This is a genomic window from Pseudomonas californiensis, assembly GCF_021147775.1.
GTDB classification, from domain to species: domain Bacteria; phylum Pseudomonadota; class Gammaproteobacteria; order Pseudomonadales; family Pseudomonadaceae; genus Aquipseudomonas; species Aquipseudomonas californiensis.
In genome coordinates, this window is the sequence record NZ_JAGTPK010000010.1 from 133395 (window position 1) to 147835 (window position 14441).

The following is a 14441-nucleotide window of genomic DNA, read 5'->3' on the forward strand; positions in this document are numbered from 1 at the left end:
TCTCAGTAACGCCAGCCCAGCAAGGTAACCGGCCATGCGCCTTTCCGAATTCATCGTTCTCCATGTGGATCGCATTGTCGATGAATGGGAAGACTTCGCCAGAACCCTGAAACCCGCCGCAGACTCGATGAACAGTGTCGAGTTGCGCGATCACGCCAATTCGATCCTGCTGGCCGCTGCGCGCGACATGAAGACGTCGCAAAGCAAAAGCGAGGAAATCGCCAAGGCCAGGGGCGAAGAACTGAACAAGACGCCGAGCCTTGATGAAGCCGCCGCCAGCCATGGTGAACTGCGCCATGAGGTGGGGTTTGATCTGGTGCAGATGACGTCAGAGTTCAGGCACTTGCGGGCCAGCGTGATCCGCTTGTGGGTCGACAGCCTGACCGCGCCGCAACTGGCCGACTTCCGCGATGTGATTCGCTTCAACGAGGCAATCGATGAAGCGCTGGCTGAATCCACTGCTGCCTACGCCGAGCGTGTGGCGCGTTCACGGGATATTTTTCTGGCGATTCTGGGCCACGATCTGCGCGCGCCTCTGCAGGCGGTCAGCATGTCCAGCGAGCTGCTGGCTCGCAAGATACCTGCCGATGAAAAATTGCAGCTCTATATCTCCCGAATCCAGACCAGCACGCGACATATGGGCACCATGGTCGGTGATCTGCTTGAATTCGTGCGCAGCCGGCTGGGCGCCAGCCTGCCCGTCGAGCGCAAGTACATGGACCTTGCAACTGCATGTCGCGAGGCGCTCTCGGAAGCCAGCGCCGCGCAGCCAGGATCGGCGCCGGTGCTTAACGTCGAAGGTGATACACAGGGTCACTGGGACAGCGGGCGAATCGGCCAAATGTTGCAGAATCTGATCGGCAATGCCTTGCAGCATGGCGCTTCAAGCCATGAAATCACCGTAAAGGTCATGGGTGGCGAGGACACCGTTGAGCTGGTGGTTCATAACGAAGGCAAGCCAATCGCGGAAGACGCCATCGGCACTATCTTCGACCCGCTGGTACGCAGTACCGAAGAAAACACCGAAACTCGCGACAACTCGACCAGCCTCGGGCTGGGGCTGTTCATCGTCAAGGAAGTGGTTAATGCCCATAACGGCAGCATCACCGTGACCTCGACGATCGGCGATGGCACCACCTTCACAGTGGTGCTGCCGAAAAACTGAGCCTGAAGCGCCGTTGCTCTTCAGGCGTCCAAATCGATCAGTTGCCCCACTGTCCGCGTGGATCGAACGATGCGCTGTCAGCGAGCTTCTGCCATAGCGCACGCGTTGCTTCATCGGTCTGACGCGGCATGACAATCTTCAACTGAGCGTACAGGTCGCCGCGCTCGCCCCCCTTGGTCATCAGCCCGTTGCCCTTGATCCGCAAACGCTGGCCGTTCTGACTGTCCGGACGAATGGTCATGTTGACCCGACCTGTCAGGGTCGGGACCGCAACCTTTGTGCCCAGCGCTGCTTCCCAGGGGGCCAGCGGAACGGTGATGACCAGATCGTGACCTTCAACCTCGAACATCGGGTGAGGGGCCAGGCGAATGATCAGGTACAGATCGCCATTGGCACCGCCACCTATGCCCGGCGCACCCTGCCCCTTGAGCCGTATGCGCTCGCCGTCGACCACACCTGCCGGGATCTTCACGTTCAGCGTCTTGGTGATATCGCTCATGCGCTGCCCATTGGGACTGTGCTGAGGCACCTTGAAGCTGACCTGCTTGGACTCCGCCGACAAGGTCTCTTCCAGAAACACCGCCAGTTCCATTTCCACGTCCTGACCCTTGCGTCCTGGATTACGAGTACGACCGCCCTGCTGCGGACGACCGCCGAAGATCGAACTGAAAAATTCGGAGAAGTCGGCGGTCTCTTCACCGAAGCCGCCCGCTCCGGCACGGCTTTGCCAGCCTGGCGGCGTCTGGAAAGGACGGCCCTGACGGCCATATTTGCGCAGCTCATCGTATTCGGCGCGCTTGTCAGCGTTGCTGAGGACCTCATAGGCCTCGGACGCTTCCTTGAATTTGTCTTCGGCGCCGGCTTCTTTGCTGACATCGGGGTGATACTTGCGCGCCAACTTGCGATAGGCAGTCTTGACCGCCTTCTCGTCCGCGGTCGGCTCCACGTCAAGTATCTTGTAGTAGTCTTTGAAGTCCATCTAACGATCACCCATCCCAATTATCCGCACAGCCAAATGCGCTGGTGTCACGACCAGCATCCGCCAATCCGGAGGCATTTGGATTGCTTAACGTCGAAAATGTATCGATAGCCACCCGCGATATCACGCGGGTCAAAGGTTCGACAACCTGCACTACCGAGAATGCCATCAAGATTGGGGGTGATTGGCCTCAGTTCAAGCCTTGGCGCTAAATACCGATAAAGCGGGATAAGCGACGCATCGCGCTACGCAATTGCCGTGCACTGACATAAACTGCGCGGCCGTTTTTTGACTGGAACGTAAAAGACATGAAAGACCAATCCCCGGCCCGTGCCTGCGGCATCGATTTCGGCACGTCCAATTCCACCGTCGGCTGGCAACGTCCGGGCGTGGAATCGTTGATCGCGCTGGAGGACGACAAGATTACCCTGCCCTCGGTCGTGTTCTTCAACATGGAAGAGCGCCGTCCCGTGTATGGCCGTCTGGCGCTCCATGAGTACCTGGAAGGCTATGAGGGTCGCCTGATGCGCTCGCTCAAGAGCCTGCTGGGCTCGAAGCTGATCAAACACGACACCAGTGTGCTGGGCACAGCCATGCCGTTCAAGGATCTGCTCGGCCTGTTTATCGGCGAATTGAAAAAGCGCGCCGAGAACACCGCCGGACGCGCATTCCAAGAGGTAGTGCTTGGTCGTCCGGTGCACTTCGTCGACGACGACGCACAGGCAGATCAGGAAGCCGAAGACACGCTGGCTGAGGTGGCACGCAAAATTGGCTTCAAGGAAGTATCGTTCCAGTTCGAGCCCATTGCGGCAGCGTTCGATTACGAGTCCACCATCGAGACCGAGGAGCTGGTACTGATCGTCGACATCGGCGGTGGTACATCCGACTTCTCGCTGGTCCGCCTGTCACCCGAACGTCGCCAGCACGATGACCGCCATCAGGACATCCTGGCCACCGGCGGCGTGCATATCGGCGGGACCGACTTCGACAAACAGTTGAGCCTGCAAGGGGTCATGCCGCTGTTCGGTTACGGCAGCCGCATGAAGAGCGGAGCCTACATGCCGACCAGCCACCACATGAACCTGGCGACCTGGCACACCATCAACGCTGTCTATTCACAGAAATCCCAGCTTGCACTGGGCAGCATGCGCTACGACATCGAAGACACGGGCGGTATTGACCGCCTGTTCAAACTGATCGAGCAGCGTGCGGGGCACTGGCTGGCCATGGAAGTGGAAGAAACCAAGATCCAGCTGACCCATGCCGAAAGCCGCCATGTGCCGATGGACCGAGTGGAAGCAGGTTTGAGCGTTGACCTGAGCAGGGCAATGTTCGAGGCGGCAATCGATGCCCAACTCGAACGCGTGCGTAACAGCGTCACGAATCTGCTGAACGATGCGGGCGTGGGTGTCGAGCAGGTCAATACGGTGTTCTTCACCGGCGGTTCAAGCGGCATCCCGGCGTTGCGCAACAGCGTCTCAGCCATGCTGCCCAAAGCACGTCATGTGGAAGGCAACATCTTTGGCAGCATTGGCAGCGGTCTGGCGATCGAGGCGAAAAAGCGCTACGGCTGAGGGCGGATTGAATCCACATCGGCGGGGCAAGGCTACTTGGGCGCTTATGGTCGAAACAGTACGTGATGGGCGGGTGTACGAGGTGATCGCTTTGGACTCAAGCGGTGGATCTCCGGCATTTATGTGAACCTGCCGCCCTCTTCGTCAGCAAGCTCACTCCCACCGGTGCGTTCGGTGGGAGCGAGCCGGGCCGCGTTCCGTTTGCTCGCGAAGGCTTGCTGTCAGGCGCCACATCAAGACCGGCTGTACCCGCCACGCACGTTGTCCAATAACCCCGGCTCGATGACTAGACCAGCCCTTCCTTCTGCAGCTCGCTCTTCAAGTATGCGTAGTAGATCGGACCCGCCACAACCCCAGGCAGGCCGAACGCGGCTTCGAAAAGCAACATGGCCAGCAGCAGTTCCCAGGATTTTGCGTTGATCTGCCCGCCGACGATTCGGGCGTTGAGGAAGTACTCGACCTTGTGGATCACGATCAGATAACCCAACGCTGCCAGGGCCACCCAGATCGAAATCGACATGCCGACGATGAAAATCAGCGTGTTGGACATCAGATTACCCACCACCGGCAACAGGCCGAGCAGGAAGGTCATGATAATCAGGGTCTTGGTCAGCGGCAGGTGAATCCCGCACAACGGCAGAACCACAGCCAGGAACACCGAAGTGAATGCAGTGTTGAGCAGAGATATCTTGATCTGCGCGAACACGATGTTGCGAAACGCGCGACTCAGCAGATAGAGACGATCAAACAGTGCGGCTGCCAACGGCTTGCGAACGTGATCGTGGGAAATGCGCTGCAAGGCGATGATTGCGCCCAGCACCATCCCGATCAGCATGGTCACGAACATGTGCGCCGCGCCCTTGCCAATCAGTTGCAGCTCGCCCACATGCTTTTGCAGCCACTGGCCGAGCGACACTTGAAACTCGGCGGCACTGGCGGGCAAGTAAGCGTCAATAAACGGCGGCAACTGACCGCGAGCGCGATCCACCAGGGTCATGAACTTGTCCAGCGAAGCACCAGGGTTTTCGGCTTCGTGCAACACGAAGCTGATGACACCGGCAAATATCAGCGTCAGCAGGCTGACAACGATGGTGCCCAGTAGCGCAACCGCCAGCCAGCGCGCACGCTCGCCGGAGATCAGGCGTTGCAGCTTGGGGGTCAACATGTTGACCAGTTCGAAAACCAGCAGCCCGGCCAGGAGGCTGGGCAGCAGCTTGAAGGGCAATACCAACAGCAAACCGCCAAAAATGAGGATCCAGCTGGCTATTAACACCTGACGCGCAGAAAACGTTGGCATAGACCCTCAAAGGGCAACACGAAGAGGTGGGCAGTCTGCCAGCGTTCGGAGCCGAGAACCAGTCATCAGATCACCACAAAACACGCGAAGCGACCATCTGCCTGACAGGCATCGCGATAATGCAGCGCGAGCACAGTGTTTACTGCACTCGCAGCCGTTGAGATGTGTATCCCGGCATGTCGGAAAATTATTTCTTCTTGAGACAATCGCTCATGAAAGTCTTGCGAGCGTCGCCCTTGAGGGTCTGGGCGGTGGCGGTGGCATTACAGGTTTTCATTTTGCCCTGCTGTGTTGCCGGCGGCGGTGACGCTTTCAGACAAGTGCTCATGAACGCCTTGCGATCATCACCCTTGAGCGATTTTGCGCTGGCGTCTGCGTTGCAGGTGGTCATTTTGTTCTGCTGCGCAGTAGCGGCGAAACCGTGAGCGGATAACATCAGGCCAACGAGCAACAAAGGAATACTGAGTTTCTTCATCGTTTGACACCCCAGATCCACTGCACCGGACGGCGCAGACTACCGACCAGTGTAGCCAAGTTGTTGCAACGCATGACGCCTGGTCGAGCATCACGATTGGCAGCGACTTTAAACAGGCGGATGATTACGCCTCGTTCCCGTGCCGGTCCTCTCATGCAATACGCTTTTCCGCTGCTGACTATCCTCATCTGGTCGATCAACACGGTCATCACCAAAGCCGCGTCCGAAGTGATCTTCCCGGCCGAAATCGGCTTTTACCGCTGGCTGCTGGCAGGGCTGCTGTTCACCCCATTCATGCTGAGGCCAGTGTGGAACAACCGTGCGGCGATCAAGCCGGTACTCGGCAAGATCGTCATGCTGGGTGTGTTGGGCATGGCGGTCTATCAAAGCCTGGCTTACTTCGCGGCGGGCATGACCACGGCCACCAACATGGGAATCATCCAGTCGATGGTGCCGATGATGGCGCTGGGGCTGTCGATTGCCTGCCTCGGTAACCGGTTGACCCGTGGCGCGCTGCTGGGCGCCGGAATCTCGTTCGCAGGCGTGGTTGTGGTGGTGTCGGCCGGGGATCTTGAGGGACTGATTGCGCAGGGCGTCAATCGCGGGGATGCGCTGGTGCTGGTGGCTGCGGCTGCTTATGCGGTTTACAGCACGTTGCTGAAGAAATGGCAGTTGCGTCTGCCGCCGTTGCAATTGCTCTACATGCAAATTCTTGTAGCCATTGTCGTGTTGTTGCCGCTGTTCCTGTTTTCGCCGAAGACCGGCCTGAACGCGAGCAATATTCCAATGGTGCTGTATGCGGCGATTCCGACCTCAATGCTCGCACCCTGGCTGTGGATGACCTCCATCATGCGGCTGGGGCCCAGCCGTACCACGCTGTTTTTCAACCTGATGCCCATCGCCACGGCCTTGATCGCGGCGGTGACACTGGGTGAACAACTGGCGCTGTATCACTTGTTCGGCGGTGCTCTGACCTTGTGCGGGGTCGTCCTCGCAGAACGCTGGACAACCCCGCTGCGGACAGAGCGCCGTTAAGCAGTCGCGCTGCTTTCGCCTACCTCCACGCTGTGTATCGACACATCCGTGATGCCGGCTGCATGAGGCAGACCGGTGTCGCTGTGCAGACCATCGTCCAGTTCTACCTGATGCTTGTGCGCCAGTTCATGCACGATCTCGATGATCGGCACATCCAAGTCTTCAATAACATCTACATGGTGCTCGCCCAGCAGGGTGTACTCGATTTCATACAGTTCTTTATCGCCCATCGCATCACTTCCTGGCCGTCACAGTGGAGCGGCTGATTACGAACTACTGCCTGATTGAGTTAGAGACCGGCAGCCTTAAGCGCGCGGTGTATTCCATGGACAAGGCACAGTTCTGCACCCTTGCCTACCAGACCGAAGGCCTGGTTGACGATGTCGAGATGGTCGAGTGCTGCGTCACTCCCGATGACCGTGCCCGGGTGCTGACTGAAACGCTCGACCATGCCATCAGATTGACCTCGCTCTTTCAGGAACGTGCGGACGAATATTCAGGCGGTCAGATTTGCACCCGCAATACGCCTGCGCCAGTCATCCCAATGCCTGGCCGGGTCAGTCCGACAGACACATCTGTCGATGAGCAGTGCTCAGGACACTGCACACAAGCATGACAATTCAAGTACTGCCTAATCGCCATCTCTTTATCGAACTCTTTGCCTCGTCCTCTGCTCAAAGCCGTATCGGGCCAAGACCGGCCTTTGTCATGTGGAGCAATAACGATGTACAAGAGAATCCTCGCGGCAACCTGCGTACTGGCAACAATGGCCGGTTGTGGCAGCACGACCGTGCAAAACCCGGTGGACTACGTTACCTATCGCAACGAGCCGCTGGTCAAGCAGGTCGAGAACGGTATGACCCGCCAGCAGGTGCAGACCATCGGCGGCGAGCCATCCACGACAATCGACCGCAAGGTCAATCCCGGTACTTGCAACAACTACGTGATGTTCAAGGACGGTCACAAGCAGGTCTACCACGTCAGCTTCAACAGCGATGGCCGTGTGACCAACAAGGGTTTCATGACCTGCGAGCAGCGTGAGAAAAACGAAGCCAACATGTAAGGCGGCTCGTTACAAACAAAAAGCCCGGTGCGTTATGCCCCGGGCTTTTGCTTGTTCAGCACACAAGTGTAGAGCCGATCAGAAAACCAGCTTGAACAGGGCGATGACCACGATCAGGCCGATCAGAAAGATGATGCCGACGGTGCTTCCCAGAAACTTGAGCATTATGTATCTCCACGATTTATTTGGGTCTCAAGGCTGGGACCGCAGCGATCAGCGCTCGTTTCTTATATTTTTTCACAACAGTGGCAAACGCCCGCCCTGCAAAAATCCAATAAAACTTTCTCGCCGTTCATCACTCACAACGTGGGTGATCTTGCCGCGCAACACATAGAGCGAGACACAAAAAACCTGATGAACCTGGAGATAAACCATGATTTCTGCACCACAGTTATCCGATGTAAACAGCTTGCGCCAGCGTGCGCGCCAGAACGTTGAGAATGGTGCGGTAACCGAAGGCTACAATGCTGACCGCGAGACCGTTCTGCGTCTGCTGAATGAGTCCCTGGCGACCGAACTGGTCTGCGTTCTGCGCTACAAGCGCCACTACTACATGGCGTCCGGCCTGAAGGCCAGCGTCGCGGCTGCAGAGTTTCTGGAGCATGCGCAACAGGAAGCCGAGCACGCCGACAAACTGGCCGAGCGTATCGTGCAACTGGGCGGCGAGCCGGAATTCAACCCGGACACATTGTCAAAGAACTCTCACGCCCAATACGTGGCTGGCAATACCCTCAAGGAAATGGTCTACGAGGATCTGGTAGCCGAGCGAATCGCCGTGGACAGCTACCGCGAGATCATTCAATACATCGGCGACACCGATCCGACCACTCGCCGTATCTTTGAAGAAATCCTCGCTCAGGAAGAAGAGCACGCCGACGACATGGCGGACATTCTCAACGACCTGTAATACGCGCTTGAAAGCAAAAGCCAGGACCTCTGTCCTGGCTTTTTTGTGCCTGACCCCATGCGGCGACGCCGTCGCTATTTCACAGTCTTCGGCGCCTTGCCCTCGCGCATCTGCTGCAACAGCGGACCGCACTGGTTGGGCTCGCTGTCACCTGTCGCAACCAGCGCCAGCAGACCGGCAGCAGGGCCGACCGTCGCGCCGAGCAGAATCATGCCTGCGCCGCGCAACAACAAAGGACCGGACTTCACGCCCGCGTTGGGCCTTGCAAACGGACCGTTGACGTAGAGCGGCGAACGCAGTGAAAACACCCGGAAGCCCTTGGACTCAGGGTTGATCTCCAGATCCAGTTGTTCGCTCTTGAAGTTTGCAGTGCCACTGATGTAGATGATGGCGTTCTCGGTATCGAACACAAACAGGCGACTGGTGGCCAGCCCGTCCTTGATGCCGAAGTCGGACGCGGCACAGTTGATCTTCACGTCCTTGTCACCGAACAGCTTGCCCACCACGTAATTACCGACGTTCAGCCCGGCGATCTCCATCAGCCCACGGCTGATCGCGCCGTCGTTGACCAGCATTTTCATTTCGCCATTGGCGGTGCCGAGCAAGGCCGCAATCGAGTTGCCCCGACCTGTGATATCCGCATCACCATTCAGCTCACCAAAGCTGGTTTTCATCGGCTCGAAGGTTGGAAACAGCTGCTTGAGCTTGAAGTTGCGAGCTGACAGCTTCGCGCGCCCCAGCAGCGGTCTGCTACGCCCGTCGAGGCGGATATCCGCATCCAGCTTGCCGCCCGCAACGCCGAAGCGCAGGGGTTCAAGACTGAGTTGCCCATCGTTCAGGATAAGGTGGGTGTAAAGGTCAGTGAACGGTAAATCCGGGCTTTGGACGATTCGCTTGCCGGTGAACTCGACATCCGCATCCATGGCGCGCCAGCGATCAGTCTGGAACTCTTCGACAGGCAGCACTTTGCCGGACGGTTGCTTGCTCTCGCCACCGCGCTTCTTCTGCGCGGCATTGGAGTCTGCACCGATCAACGGCGCCAGGTCGCTGAACAGCAGTTGATTGGACACCAGCACCCCGCTCAGCTTCGGACGTGGCTGGCTGGCGACGTAACCGAGGTCGCCATGAATGTCACTGTTGCCGATCTTGCCGTTGAAGTCTTCATAGCGAAAGTTGGCGCCCGCTGGATCATGCAGTTTGGCAATCAGGCGACCGTCGGTGGAATAAGCAGGTGAGTCTGGCAGCGTTACGCCCGTGATTGCATATAGATTGCTCAGGCTCGCGCCCGACAGCTTCAGGCGCAAATCCAGGGCGCCCAGGTTTTGTGGATCTGTCAGGGTTCCGGCGATTACCACGTGCGTGTCGCCGACTTTCACATCGGTCTGTACCGGGAAGGGTTGGGCCGCATCCTTGAGCGCCAACAGGCCACCCACTTTGCCGGAACCATTGAGCTTTTGTCCGTGATACTGACCTTTGACGGAGAAGCCGAAGGCATAATCCTGCGGAACCGCCCCTCTATCCTGAGCCTTCTTCGCTTCTTTGCTGCCCACAATCTCACTGAATGGAATCGGCTTGCCCAGCATGTCGATGACCACGTCCAACTGGGTATTCAGAGTCTGATCATTGAGGCTGACCAGCCCTTTGTCGAACTTGATCGCGCCAATATCCACAACCCACCTGGAAGGCTCCGCATTGGGGTCGGACTTGGGCAAATCAAACACCCAGTTCGCACGCCCGTCAGCCAGCCGTTCCAGCCGCGCCTCGGGGCCGGTCAGGTCGATACGTGGAATGACCACTCGCTGTGTCAGCAACGGCAACAGCGCAAGGCGGAATTCAACGTGCTTGAGGGTGACCATTTGCGGAGTTTTCGACCACTCGGGGTTGCCCAGCGTCAGATCATCGGCCACGAAATGCGGTGACGGCACCCAGGCTCGCCAGCCGCCCAATTCAGACTCGCGCAACCACTGCACATCAAGGTTGCCATTGATGGCGAACGGACGATGCAGCGCTTCACTGACTTTTGCATTGAGAGTGGGTTTGATGCGGTTCCAGTCGAACGTGACAATCACGATGACCAATATGGCCAACACCACCAACAACGTGGCGCCGGTCCAGGCGAAAAACTTGCGGCTGCGCGTCATGCACGACTCTCCAGAAAACAACGCCCCGGCCCTGGTGCGCTGAATACGACATGGTTGTTCGACTGACAAACGCGTCGAGGGTTTGATTCGGCTGGGCAAATAACCGAGACGGTGTAGCTGAGCCAACTGACTCAATCATTTTTATCGATTTTCACCATCACGCGGATGAACTTCTATACAGGCAGCACCGGCGTCATATTGCCTGCCTATGCCCTGTCAAGCTCTTGCAAGGAGCACTCTCATGAAACCTCATCTGTTACTGAGCCTGTTGCTGTCGGTGTTTGCAACCGCCAGTCACGCCTCGACCTCGACCGAACGCGATTATCGCCTTGCCGAAAACGGCCCTGACCGCCTGGTTCAGCAGTATCAACGAGTCTGAGCATCCTGGCCCGCTTCAAAAGCCCTTCGACGCAGGCAAAGCGCATTTGCTAAAGTACGATCCAGTCTATTCCCACAGTTGTCTGAGTCATGCTGCCCCGCGCCGAACAGAAACAACAGACCCGTAGAGCCTTGCTGGACGCTGCCCATCAGTTGATGGAGAGCGGGCGGGGTTTCGGCAGCCTGAGCCTGCGCGAAGTCTCTCGTACGGCTGGCATTGTCCCCACCGGTTTTTATCGTCATTTTGAAGACATGGACCAGTTGGGGCTGGTACTGGTCAGCGAGGTCGGCCAGACCTTTCGCGAAACCATTCGCCTGGTGCGCCATAACGAGTTCGCCATGGGCGGACTGATCCGTGCTTCGGTAAAGATCTTCCTGGAGCGGGTAGCCGCCAACCGCTCGCAGTTTCTGTTTCTGGCACGCGAACAATACGGTGGATCTCTCAAGGTCCGTCAGGCACTGGGCGCCCTGCGCGAAGGCATCAGCGCCGACCTTACCGCCGACCTGGCAAAAATGCCCAAGTGGCAGCATCTCAATGCCGACGCGTTGTCGATCATTGCCGACCTGGTGGTCAAAAGCGTATTCGCCATGCTGCCTGAACTGATCGACCCTCCGCCCGCCTCGCTCGCACCGCACCTGACGCCTCAGGCCAAGATCACTCAACAACTGCGCTTCATCTTCATTGGCGCTCGCCACTGGCGCGGTCTTGGTAGTCACGAATGATCGCAGCCGCAATCGCGAGTCAGGTAACAGCTACAAAACGTCAGCAGAGCAATGCCTATCCTGACTGACGTCACACTCCCAAAGAATCTCAATCTGACTCCCCCCGCAGATATCGCACCAAACCAGCGCGACCATGCATTAACGCACCAAAAAAGAGCGAACCTGCAGCTCAACACCCTCGCTCCGTCAGTCTTTTCCTACCAGGTGCACGGTTGGCAAGCCCCTTGCTCTGATTTGAAGCATCGCAATTGGCTGGAAGCTATCTGATGCTGGTGATTCACAACAGAATCGAACCTCAGGCCGAATGGGCCGCCGAGCTGCACCTGAACTTCGAGGCGCGCAGCAAAAGCCGCCTGCGCTGCTTCAGTGCGGAAAACGAAGACGTGGGGCTGTTTCTGCAACGCGGACAGCCTCCTCTGCATGATGGCGAGTTTCTGCGTGCCGAAGACGGCCGAATCGTGCGCGTGGTCGCCCGACCGGAAAAACTGATGCACGTCACGTGCAGCAGTACCTTCGAGTTGACCCGCGCGGCCTATCACCTGGGTAACCGTCACGTCGCGCTGCAAGTCGGCGATGGCTGGCTGCGGTTGCTCGACGATTACGTACTCAAAGCCATGCTGGACCAATTGGGCGCCACGACCGAAACCATCGAGGCTCCGTTCCAGCCGGAACACGGCGCCTACGGCGGTGGCCATCACCATTCCCGTGCAGGCGAAGAAGACTTCAACTATCCACCACGTCTGCACCAATTCGGTGTGCGCACGTGAACAGCGCCTGGGCGCTATTGCGCCTGGCCAGCCCGCAGTTGCCGATTGGCGGCTACAGCTACTCGCAGGGTCTGGAAATGGCCGTGGAGCAAGCCATCGTCATCGATCCGCCCAGCGCGGGCCGATGGATCGGGGACCAGCTTCTGCTCAACCTGGCACGCTTTGAAGCGCCCTTGCTGCTGGCCCATTGCGAGGCCGCAGCCGAAAGCGATTGGGGACAATTGCTGCAAGTGAGCGAGCAACACCGGGCCAGTCGGGAAACCCGCGAACTGCATCAGGAAAGCCGCCAGATGGGCTATTCCATGCAACAGTTGCTCAACGGCCTGCCGGAGCTGGATCGTTTCGCCCGGCGCTTTCTCGAACAAACCGCCGAGCCTCATCTGGCTCTGGGCTGGGCACTGGCGGCACGCGCCTGGCATATAAGCCCGCAGGACGCGCTGGCCGCGTGGCTGTGGAGCTGGCTGGAAAACCAACTGGCGGTGCTGATGAAGACCCTGCCACTGGGTCAGCAGGCCGCGCAGCGCCTGACCAGCGAGCTGTTACCGCTACTGCAACAGGCGCAGATCAACGCGACAACACAAGACGCCCATCACGCCGGCAGCGCCGCATTCGGCCTGTCACTGGCGAGCATGGCGCACGAACGTCAATACAGCCGGTTATTCCGGTCCTGATAAGCATCCATGGAGAACTCAATGAACAGCCAACCTCTGCGCGTCGGCATCGGTGGTCCGGTCGGTTCGGGCAAGACTGCCCTGACGCTCGCGCTGTGCCTGGCATTGCGCGAGCGCTATAACCTGGCGGTCGTGACCAACGATATTTATACCCGCGAAGACGCTGACTTTCTGGTCCGCAACGAGGCTCTGGCGCCTGAGCGCATCATCGGCGTCGAAACCGGAGGCTGCCCGCACACGGCGATTCGCGAAGACGCGTCGATCAACCTGGAAGCCGTCGACCAACTCAACCGCCGCTTTGAAGGTCTGGACCTGATCATTGTCGAGTCCGGCGGTGACAATCTGTCGGCAACCTTCAGCCCAGAGCTTTCGGACCTGACCATCTACGTGATCGACGTGTCGGCCGGCGACAAGCTGCCACGCAAGGGCGGCCCTGGCATCTGCAAGTCCGACCTGCTGGTGATCAACAAGATCGACCTGGCACCTTTGGTAGGCGCGTCGCTGGAAATGATGGACAGCGATACGCGCAAGATGCGCGGCGAAAAGCCTTTCGTATTCAGCAATCAGAAAACCGGCCAGGGTCTGGAGCAGATCATTGCCTTCATTGAACGCCAGGGCCTGCTCACCGAAGCCGCTTGAACCCAGAACTTTAAGGAGTCTCTCGATGAACTACAAAAAAGCCCTTGGCGCCCTTGCCCTGCTGTTGGTTCCAACCCTGGCCCTGGCCCACCCCGGTCACGGCGATAACGGTCTGATTGCCGGTATCAGTCACCCGCTGGGTGGGCTTGATCATTTGCTCGCGATGCTGGCCGTCGGTCTCTGGGCCGCCCAGCAGCAAGGCGCTGCGCGCTGGGCATTGCCGTGCACGTTCGTCGGCACCATGTTGCTGGGCGGTGTGCTGGGTTTCGAGGGTTTGAACCTGCCTGCGCTTGAAAGCGGCATTGCCGCTTCCGTGCTGGCGCTGGGCCTGGCCGTGGCGCTCGCCGTTCGTCCGCCACTGGCGCTGGCAGTTGCAGCAACGGCCATGTTTGCGCTGTTCCACGGCGTCGCGCATGGTCTCGAGTTGCCAGACATGTCCAGCCCATGGGCGTATGCCGCCGGTTTCATTGGCGCTACCGCAGCGTTGCACGCTATCGGTTACGCGGTCGTTCGTGTATTGCCGCAGGCGGCAGCACCGCTGGTGCGTCTGGCGGGTGCTGCCTCTGCCGCCACCGGTGTCTGGTTGCTGGCAGGCTGATTCACGCGTTGCAACCGGTACATCCCTGG

General features: G+C 58.6%; 18 protein-coding genes and 1 pseudogene. 11 read left to right on the plus strand and 8 right to left on the minus strand.

The window, feature by feature from the left end:
- Nucleotides 1-34: 34 nt before the first annotated feature.
- Nucleotides 35-1165 (plus strand): sensor histidine kinase, encoded by a 1131-nt coding sequence (locus KDX37_RS12210; RefSeq protein ID WP_231652963.1) that lies wholly within the window; start codon nt 35-37, stop codon nt 1163-1165.
- A gap of 37 nt (nt 1166-1202) precedes the next feature.
- Here KDX37_RS12210 and cbpA read toward each other — a convergent pair whose 3' ends face one another.
- The gene (gene cbpA / locus KDX37_RS12215) at nt 1203-2144 is read right to left on the minus strand and encodes a curved DNA-binding protein (protein WP_231652964.1); all 942 of its coding nucleotides are present in this window, start codon (nt 2142-2144) and stop codon (nt 1203-1205) included.
- A gap of 308 nt (nt 2145-2452) precedes the next feature.
- Here cbpA and KDX37_RS12220 point away from each other — a divergent pair, with 308 nt between their 5' ends.
- Nucleotides 2453-3718, plus strand: coding sequence for an Hsp70 family protein (locus KDX37_RS12220; RefSeq protein ID WP_231652965.1), 1266 nt, complete (start codon nt 2453-2455; stop codon nt 3716-3718).
- A gap of 286 nt (nt 3719-4004) precedes the next feature.
- Here the strand turns inward: KDX37_RS12220 and KDX37_RS12225 are convergent, their stop codons facing one another.
- Nucleotides 4005-5015 carry an AI-2E family transporter gene (locus KDX37_RS12225; protein WP_231652966.1) on the minus strand — a complete coding sequence of 337 codons (1011 nt, stop codon included), beginning with the start codon at nt 5013-5015 and terminating at the stop codon, nt 4005-4007.
- A gap of 187 nt (nt 5016-5202) precedes the next feature.
- On the minus strand, nt 5203-5490 hold the full coding sequence (locus KDX37_RS12230) for a PsiF family protein (RefSeq protein WP_231652967.1): 288 nt from the start codon (nt 5488-5490) through the stop codon (nt 5203-5205).
- Nucleotides 5491-5643: 153 nt separating this feature from the next.
- On the opposite strand from KDX37_RS12230, the gene KDX37_RS12235 reads away from it, so the two are divergent.
- Complete coding sequence (locus KDX37_RS12235; protein ID WP_231652968.1) at nt 5644-6525, plus strand: DMT family transporter; 882 nt, start codon at nt 5644-5646, stop codon at nt 6523-6525.
- On the opposite strand, the gene KDX37_RS12240 is transcribed toward KDX37_RS12235, so the two are convergent.
- Together KDX37_RS12240 and KDX37_RS12245 are read right to left on the minus strand one after the other, a co-directional pair.
- On the minus strand, nt 6522-6755 hold the full coding sequence (locus KDX37_RS12240) for a hypothetical protein (protein WP_231652969.1): 234 nt from the start codon (nt 6753-6755) through the stop codon (nt 6522-6524). The genes KDX37_RS12235 and KDX37_RS12240 overlap by 4 nt on opposite strands.
- Nucleotides 6756-6814: 59 nt before the next feature.
- Nucleotides 6815-7021, minus strand: a pseudogene (locus KDX37_RS12245) (triacylglycerol lipase); the annotation flags it as partial.
- Nucleotides 7022-7249: 228 nt separating this feature from the next.
- Here KDX37_RS12245 and osmE point away from each other — a divergent pair.
- Nucleotides 7250-7588 carry an osmotically-inducible lipoprotein OsmE gene (osmE, locus tag KDX37_RS12250; RefSeq protein ID WP_231652970.1) on the plus strand — a complete coding sequence of 113 codons (339 nt, stop codon included), beginning with the start codon at nt 7250-7252 and terminating at the stop codon, nt 7586-7588.
- A 78-nt stretch (nt 7589-7666) separates the two neighbouring features.
- On the opposite strand, the gene KDX37_RS29990 is transcribed toward osmE, so the two are convergent.
- Together KDX37_RS29990 and KDX37_RS12255 are read right to left on the minus strand one after the other, a co-directional pair.
- On the minus strand, nt 7667-7753 hold the full coding sequence (locus tag KDX37_RS29990; RefSeq protein ID WP_442965207.1) for a small membrane protein YohP: 87 nt from the start codon (nt 7751-7753) through the stop codon (nt 7667-7669).
- A 72-nt stretch (nt 7754-7825) separates the two neighbouring features.
- Entirely contained in the window at nt 7826-7963 is a 138-nt protein-coding gene (locus KDX37_RS12255; protein WP_231652971.1) for a hypothetical protein, read from the minus strand.
- On the opposite strand from KDX37_RS12255, the gene KDX37_RS12260 reads away from it, so the two are divergent.
- Nucleotides 7962-8495, plus strand: coding sequence for a ferritin-like domain-containing protein (locus tag KDX37_RS12260; RefSeq protein ID WP_264759226.1), 534 nt, complete (start codon nt 7962-7964; stop codon nt 8493-8495). The genes KDX37_RS12255 and KDX37_RS12260 overlap by 2 nt on opposite strands.
- Nucleotides 8496-8569: 74 nt before the next feature.
- Here the strand turns inward: KDX37_RS12260 and KDX37_RS12265 are convergent, their stop codons facing one another.
- Nucleotides 8570-10636 carry an AsmA family protein gene (locus KDX37_RS12265; RefSeq protein ID WP_231652972.1) on the minus strand — a complete coding sequence of 689 codons (2067 nt, stop codon included), beginning with the start codon at nt 10634-10636 and terminating at the stop codon, nt 8570-8572.
- A 241-nt stretch (nt 10637-10877) separates the two neighbouring features.
- On the opposite strand from KDX37_RS12265, the gene KDX37_RS12270 reads away from it, so the two are divergent.
- From KDX37_RS12270 to KDX37_RS12295, 6 genes are all read left to right on the plus strand, one after another.
- On the plus strand, nt 10878-11015 hold the full coding sequence (locus tag KDX37_RS12270; RefSeq protein ID WP_231652973.1) for a hypothetical protein: 138 nt from the start codon (nt 10878-10880) through the stop codon (nt 11013-11015).
- A gap of 89 nt (nt 11016-11104) precedes the next feature.
- Nucleotides 11105-11737, plus strand: a complete 633-nt coding sequence (locus KDX37_RS12275; RefSeq protein ID WP_231652974.1) for a TetR family transcriptional regulator — start codon at nt 11105-11107, stop codon at nt 11735-11737.
- A 266-nt stretch (nt 11738-12003) separates the two neighbouring features.
- The gene (gene ureE, locus KDX37_RS12280; protein WP_231652975.1) at nt 12004-12504 is read left to right on the plus strand and encodes an urease accessory protein UreE; all 501 of its coding nucleotides are present in this window, start codon (nt 12004-12006) and stop codon (nt 12502-12504) included.
- Complete coding sequence (locus tag KDX37_RS12285; protein ID WP_231652976.1) at nt 12501-13175, plus strand: urease accessory protein UreF; 675 nt, start codon at nt 12501-12503, stop codon at nt 13173-13175. Before ureE ends, KDX37_RS12285 begins: the two co-directional genes overlap by 4 nt.
- A 21-nt stretch (nt 13176-13196) precedes the next feature.
- Nucleotides 13197-13814 carry an urease accessory protein UreG gene (ureG, locus tag KDX37_RS12290; protein WP_231652977.1) on the plus strand — a complete coding sequence of 206 codons (618 nt, stop codon included), beginning with the start codon at nt 13197-13199 and terminating at the stop codon, nt 13812-13814.
- Between the two features lie 25 nt (nt 13815-13839).
- Nucleotides 13840-14412: a HupE/UreJ family protein gene (locus tag KDX37_RS12295; protein WP_231652978.1), complete on the plus strand. Its 573-nt coding sequence runs from the start codon at nt 13840-13842 to the stop codon at nt 14410-14412.
- The last annotated feature ends 29 nt before the right edge of the window (nt 14413-14441 follow it).

Excerpts from the sequence above, each read along its gene's own strand:
- ureE (WP_231652975.1), top strand. The coding sequence starts at position 12,004 with ATGCTGGTGATTCACAACAGAATCGAACCTCAGGCCGAATGGGCCGCC.
- KDX37_RS12265 (WP_231652972.1), bottom strand. The coding sequence starts at position 10,636 with ATGACGCGCAGCCGCAAGTTTTTCGCCTGGACCGGCGCCACGTTGTTG.
- KDX37_RS12230 (WP_231652967.1), bottom strand. The coding sequence starts at position 5,490 with ATGAAGAAACTCAGTATTCCTTTGTTGCTCGTTGGCCTGATGTTATCC.
- KDX37_RS12295 (WP_231652978.1), top strand. The coding sequence starts at position 13,840 with ATGAACTACAAAAAAGCCCTTGGCGCCCTTGCCCTGCTGTTGGTTCCA.
- KDX37_RS12255 (WP_231652971.1), bottom strand. The coding sequence starts at position 7,963 with ATGGTTTATCTCCAGGTTCATCAGGTTTTTTGTGTCTCGCTCTATGTG.
- KDX37_RS12260 (WP_264759226.1), top strand. The coding sequence starts at position 7,962 with ATGATTTCTGCACCACAGTTATCCGATGTAAACAGCTTGCGCCAGCGT.
- KDX37_RS12225 (WP_231652966.1), bottom strand. The coding sequence starts at position 5,015 with ATGCCAACGTTTTCTGCGCGTCAGGTGTTAATAGCCAGCTGGATCCTC.
- KDX37_RS12240 (WP_231652969.1), bottom strand. The coding sequence starts at position 6,755 with ATGGGCGATAAAGAACTGTATGAAATCGAGTACACCCTGCTGGGCGAG.
- KDX37_RS12220 (WP_231652965.1), top strand. The coding sequence starts at position 2,453 with ATGAAAGACCAATCCCCGGCCCGTGCCTGCGGCATCGATTTCGGCACG.
- cbpA (WP_231652964.1), bottom strand. The coding sequence starts at position 2,144 with ATGGACTTCAAAGACTACTACAAGATACTTGACGTGGAGCCGACCGCG.
- KDX37_RS12235 (WP_231652968.1), top strand. The coding sequence starts at position 5,644 with ATGCAATACGCTTTTCCGCTGCTGACTATCCTCATCTGGTCGATCAAC.
- KDX37_RS12275 (WP_231652974.1), top strand. The coding sequence starts at position 11,105 with ATGCTGCCCCGCGCCGAACAGAAACAACAGACCCGTAGAGCCTTGCTG.
- KDX37_RS12270 (WP_231652973.1), top strand. The coding sequence starts at position 10,878 with ATGAAACCTCATCTGTTACTGAGCCTGTTGCTGTCGGTGTTTGCAACC.
- KDX37_RS29990 (WP_442965207.1), bottom strand. The coding sequence starts at position 7,753 with ATGCTCAAGTTTCTGGGAAGCACCGTCGGCATCATCTTTCTGATCGGC.
- osmE (WP_231652970.1), top strand. The coding sequence starts at position 7,250 with ATGTACAAGAGAATCCTCGCGGCAACCTGCGTACTGGCAACAATGGCC.
- KDX37_RS12210 (WP_231652963.1), top strand. The coding sequence starts at position 35 with ATGCGCCTTTCCGAATTCATCGTTCTCCATGTGGATCGCATTGTCGAT.
- ureG (WP_231652977.1), top strand. The coding sequence starts at position 13,197 with ATGAACAGCCAACCTCTGCGCGTCGGCATCGGTGGTCCGGTCGGTTCG.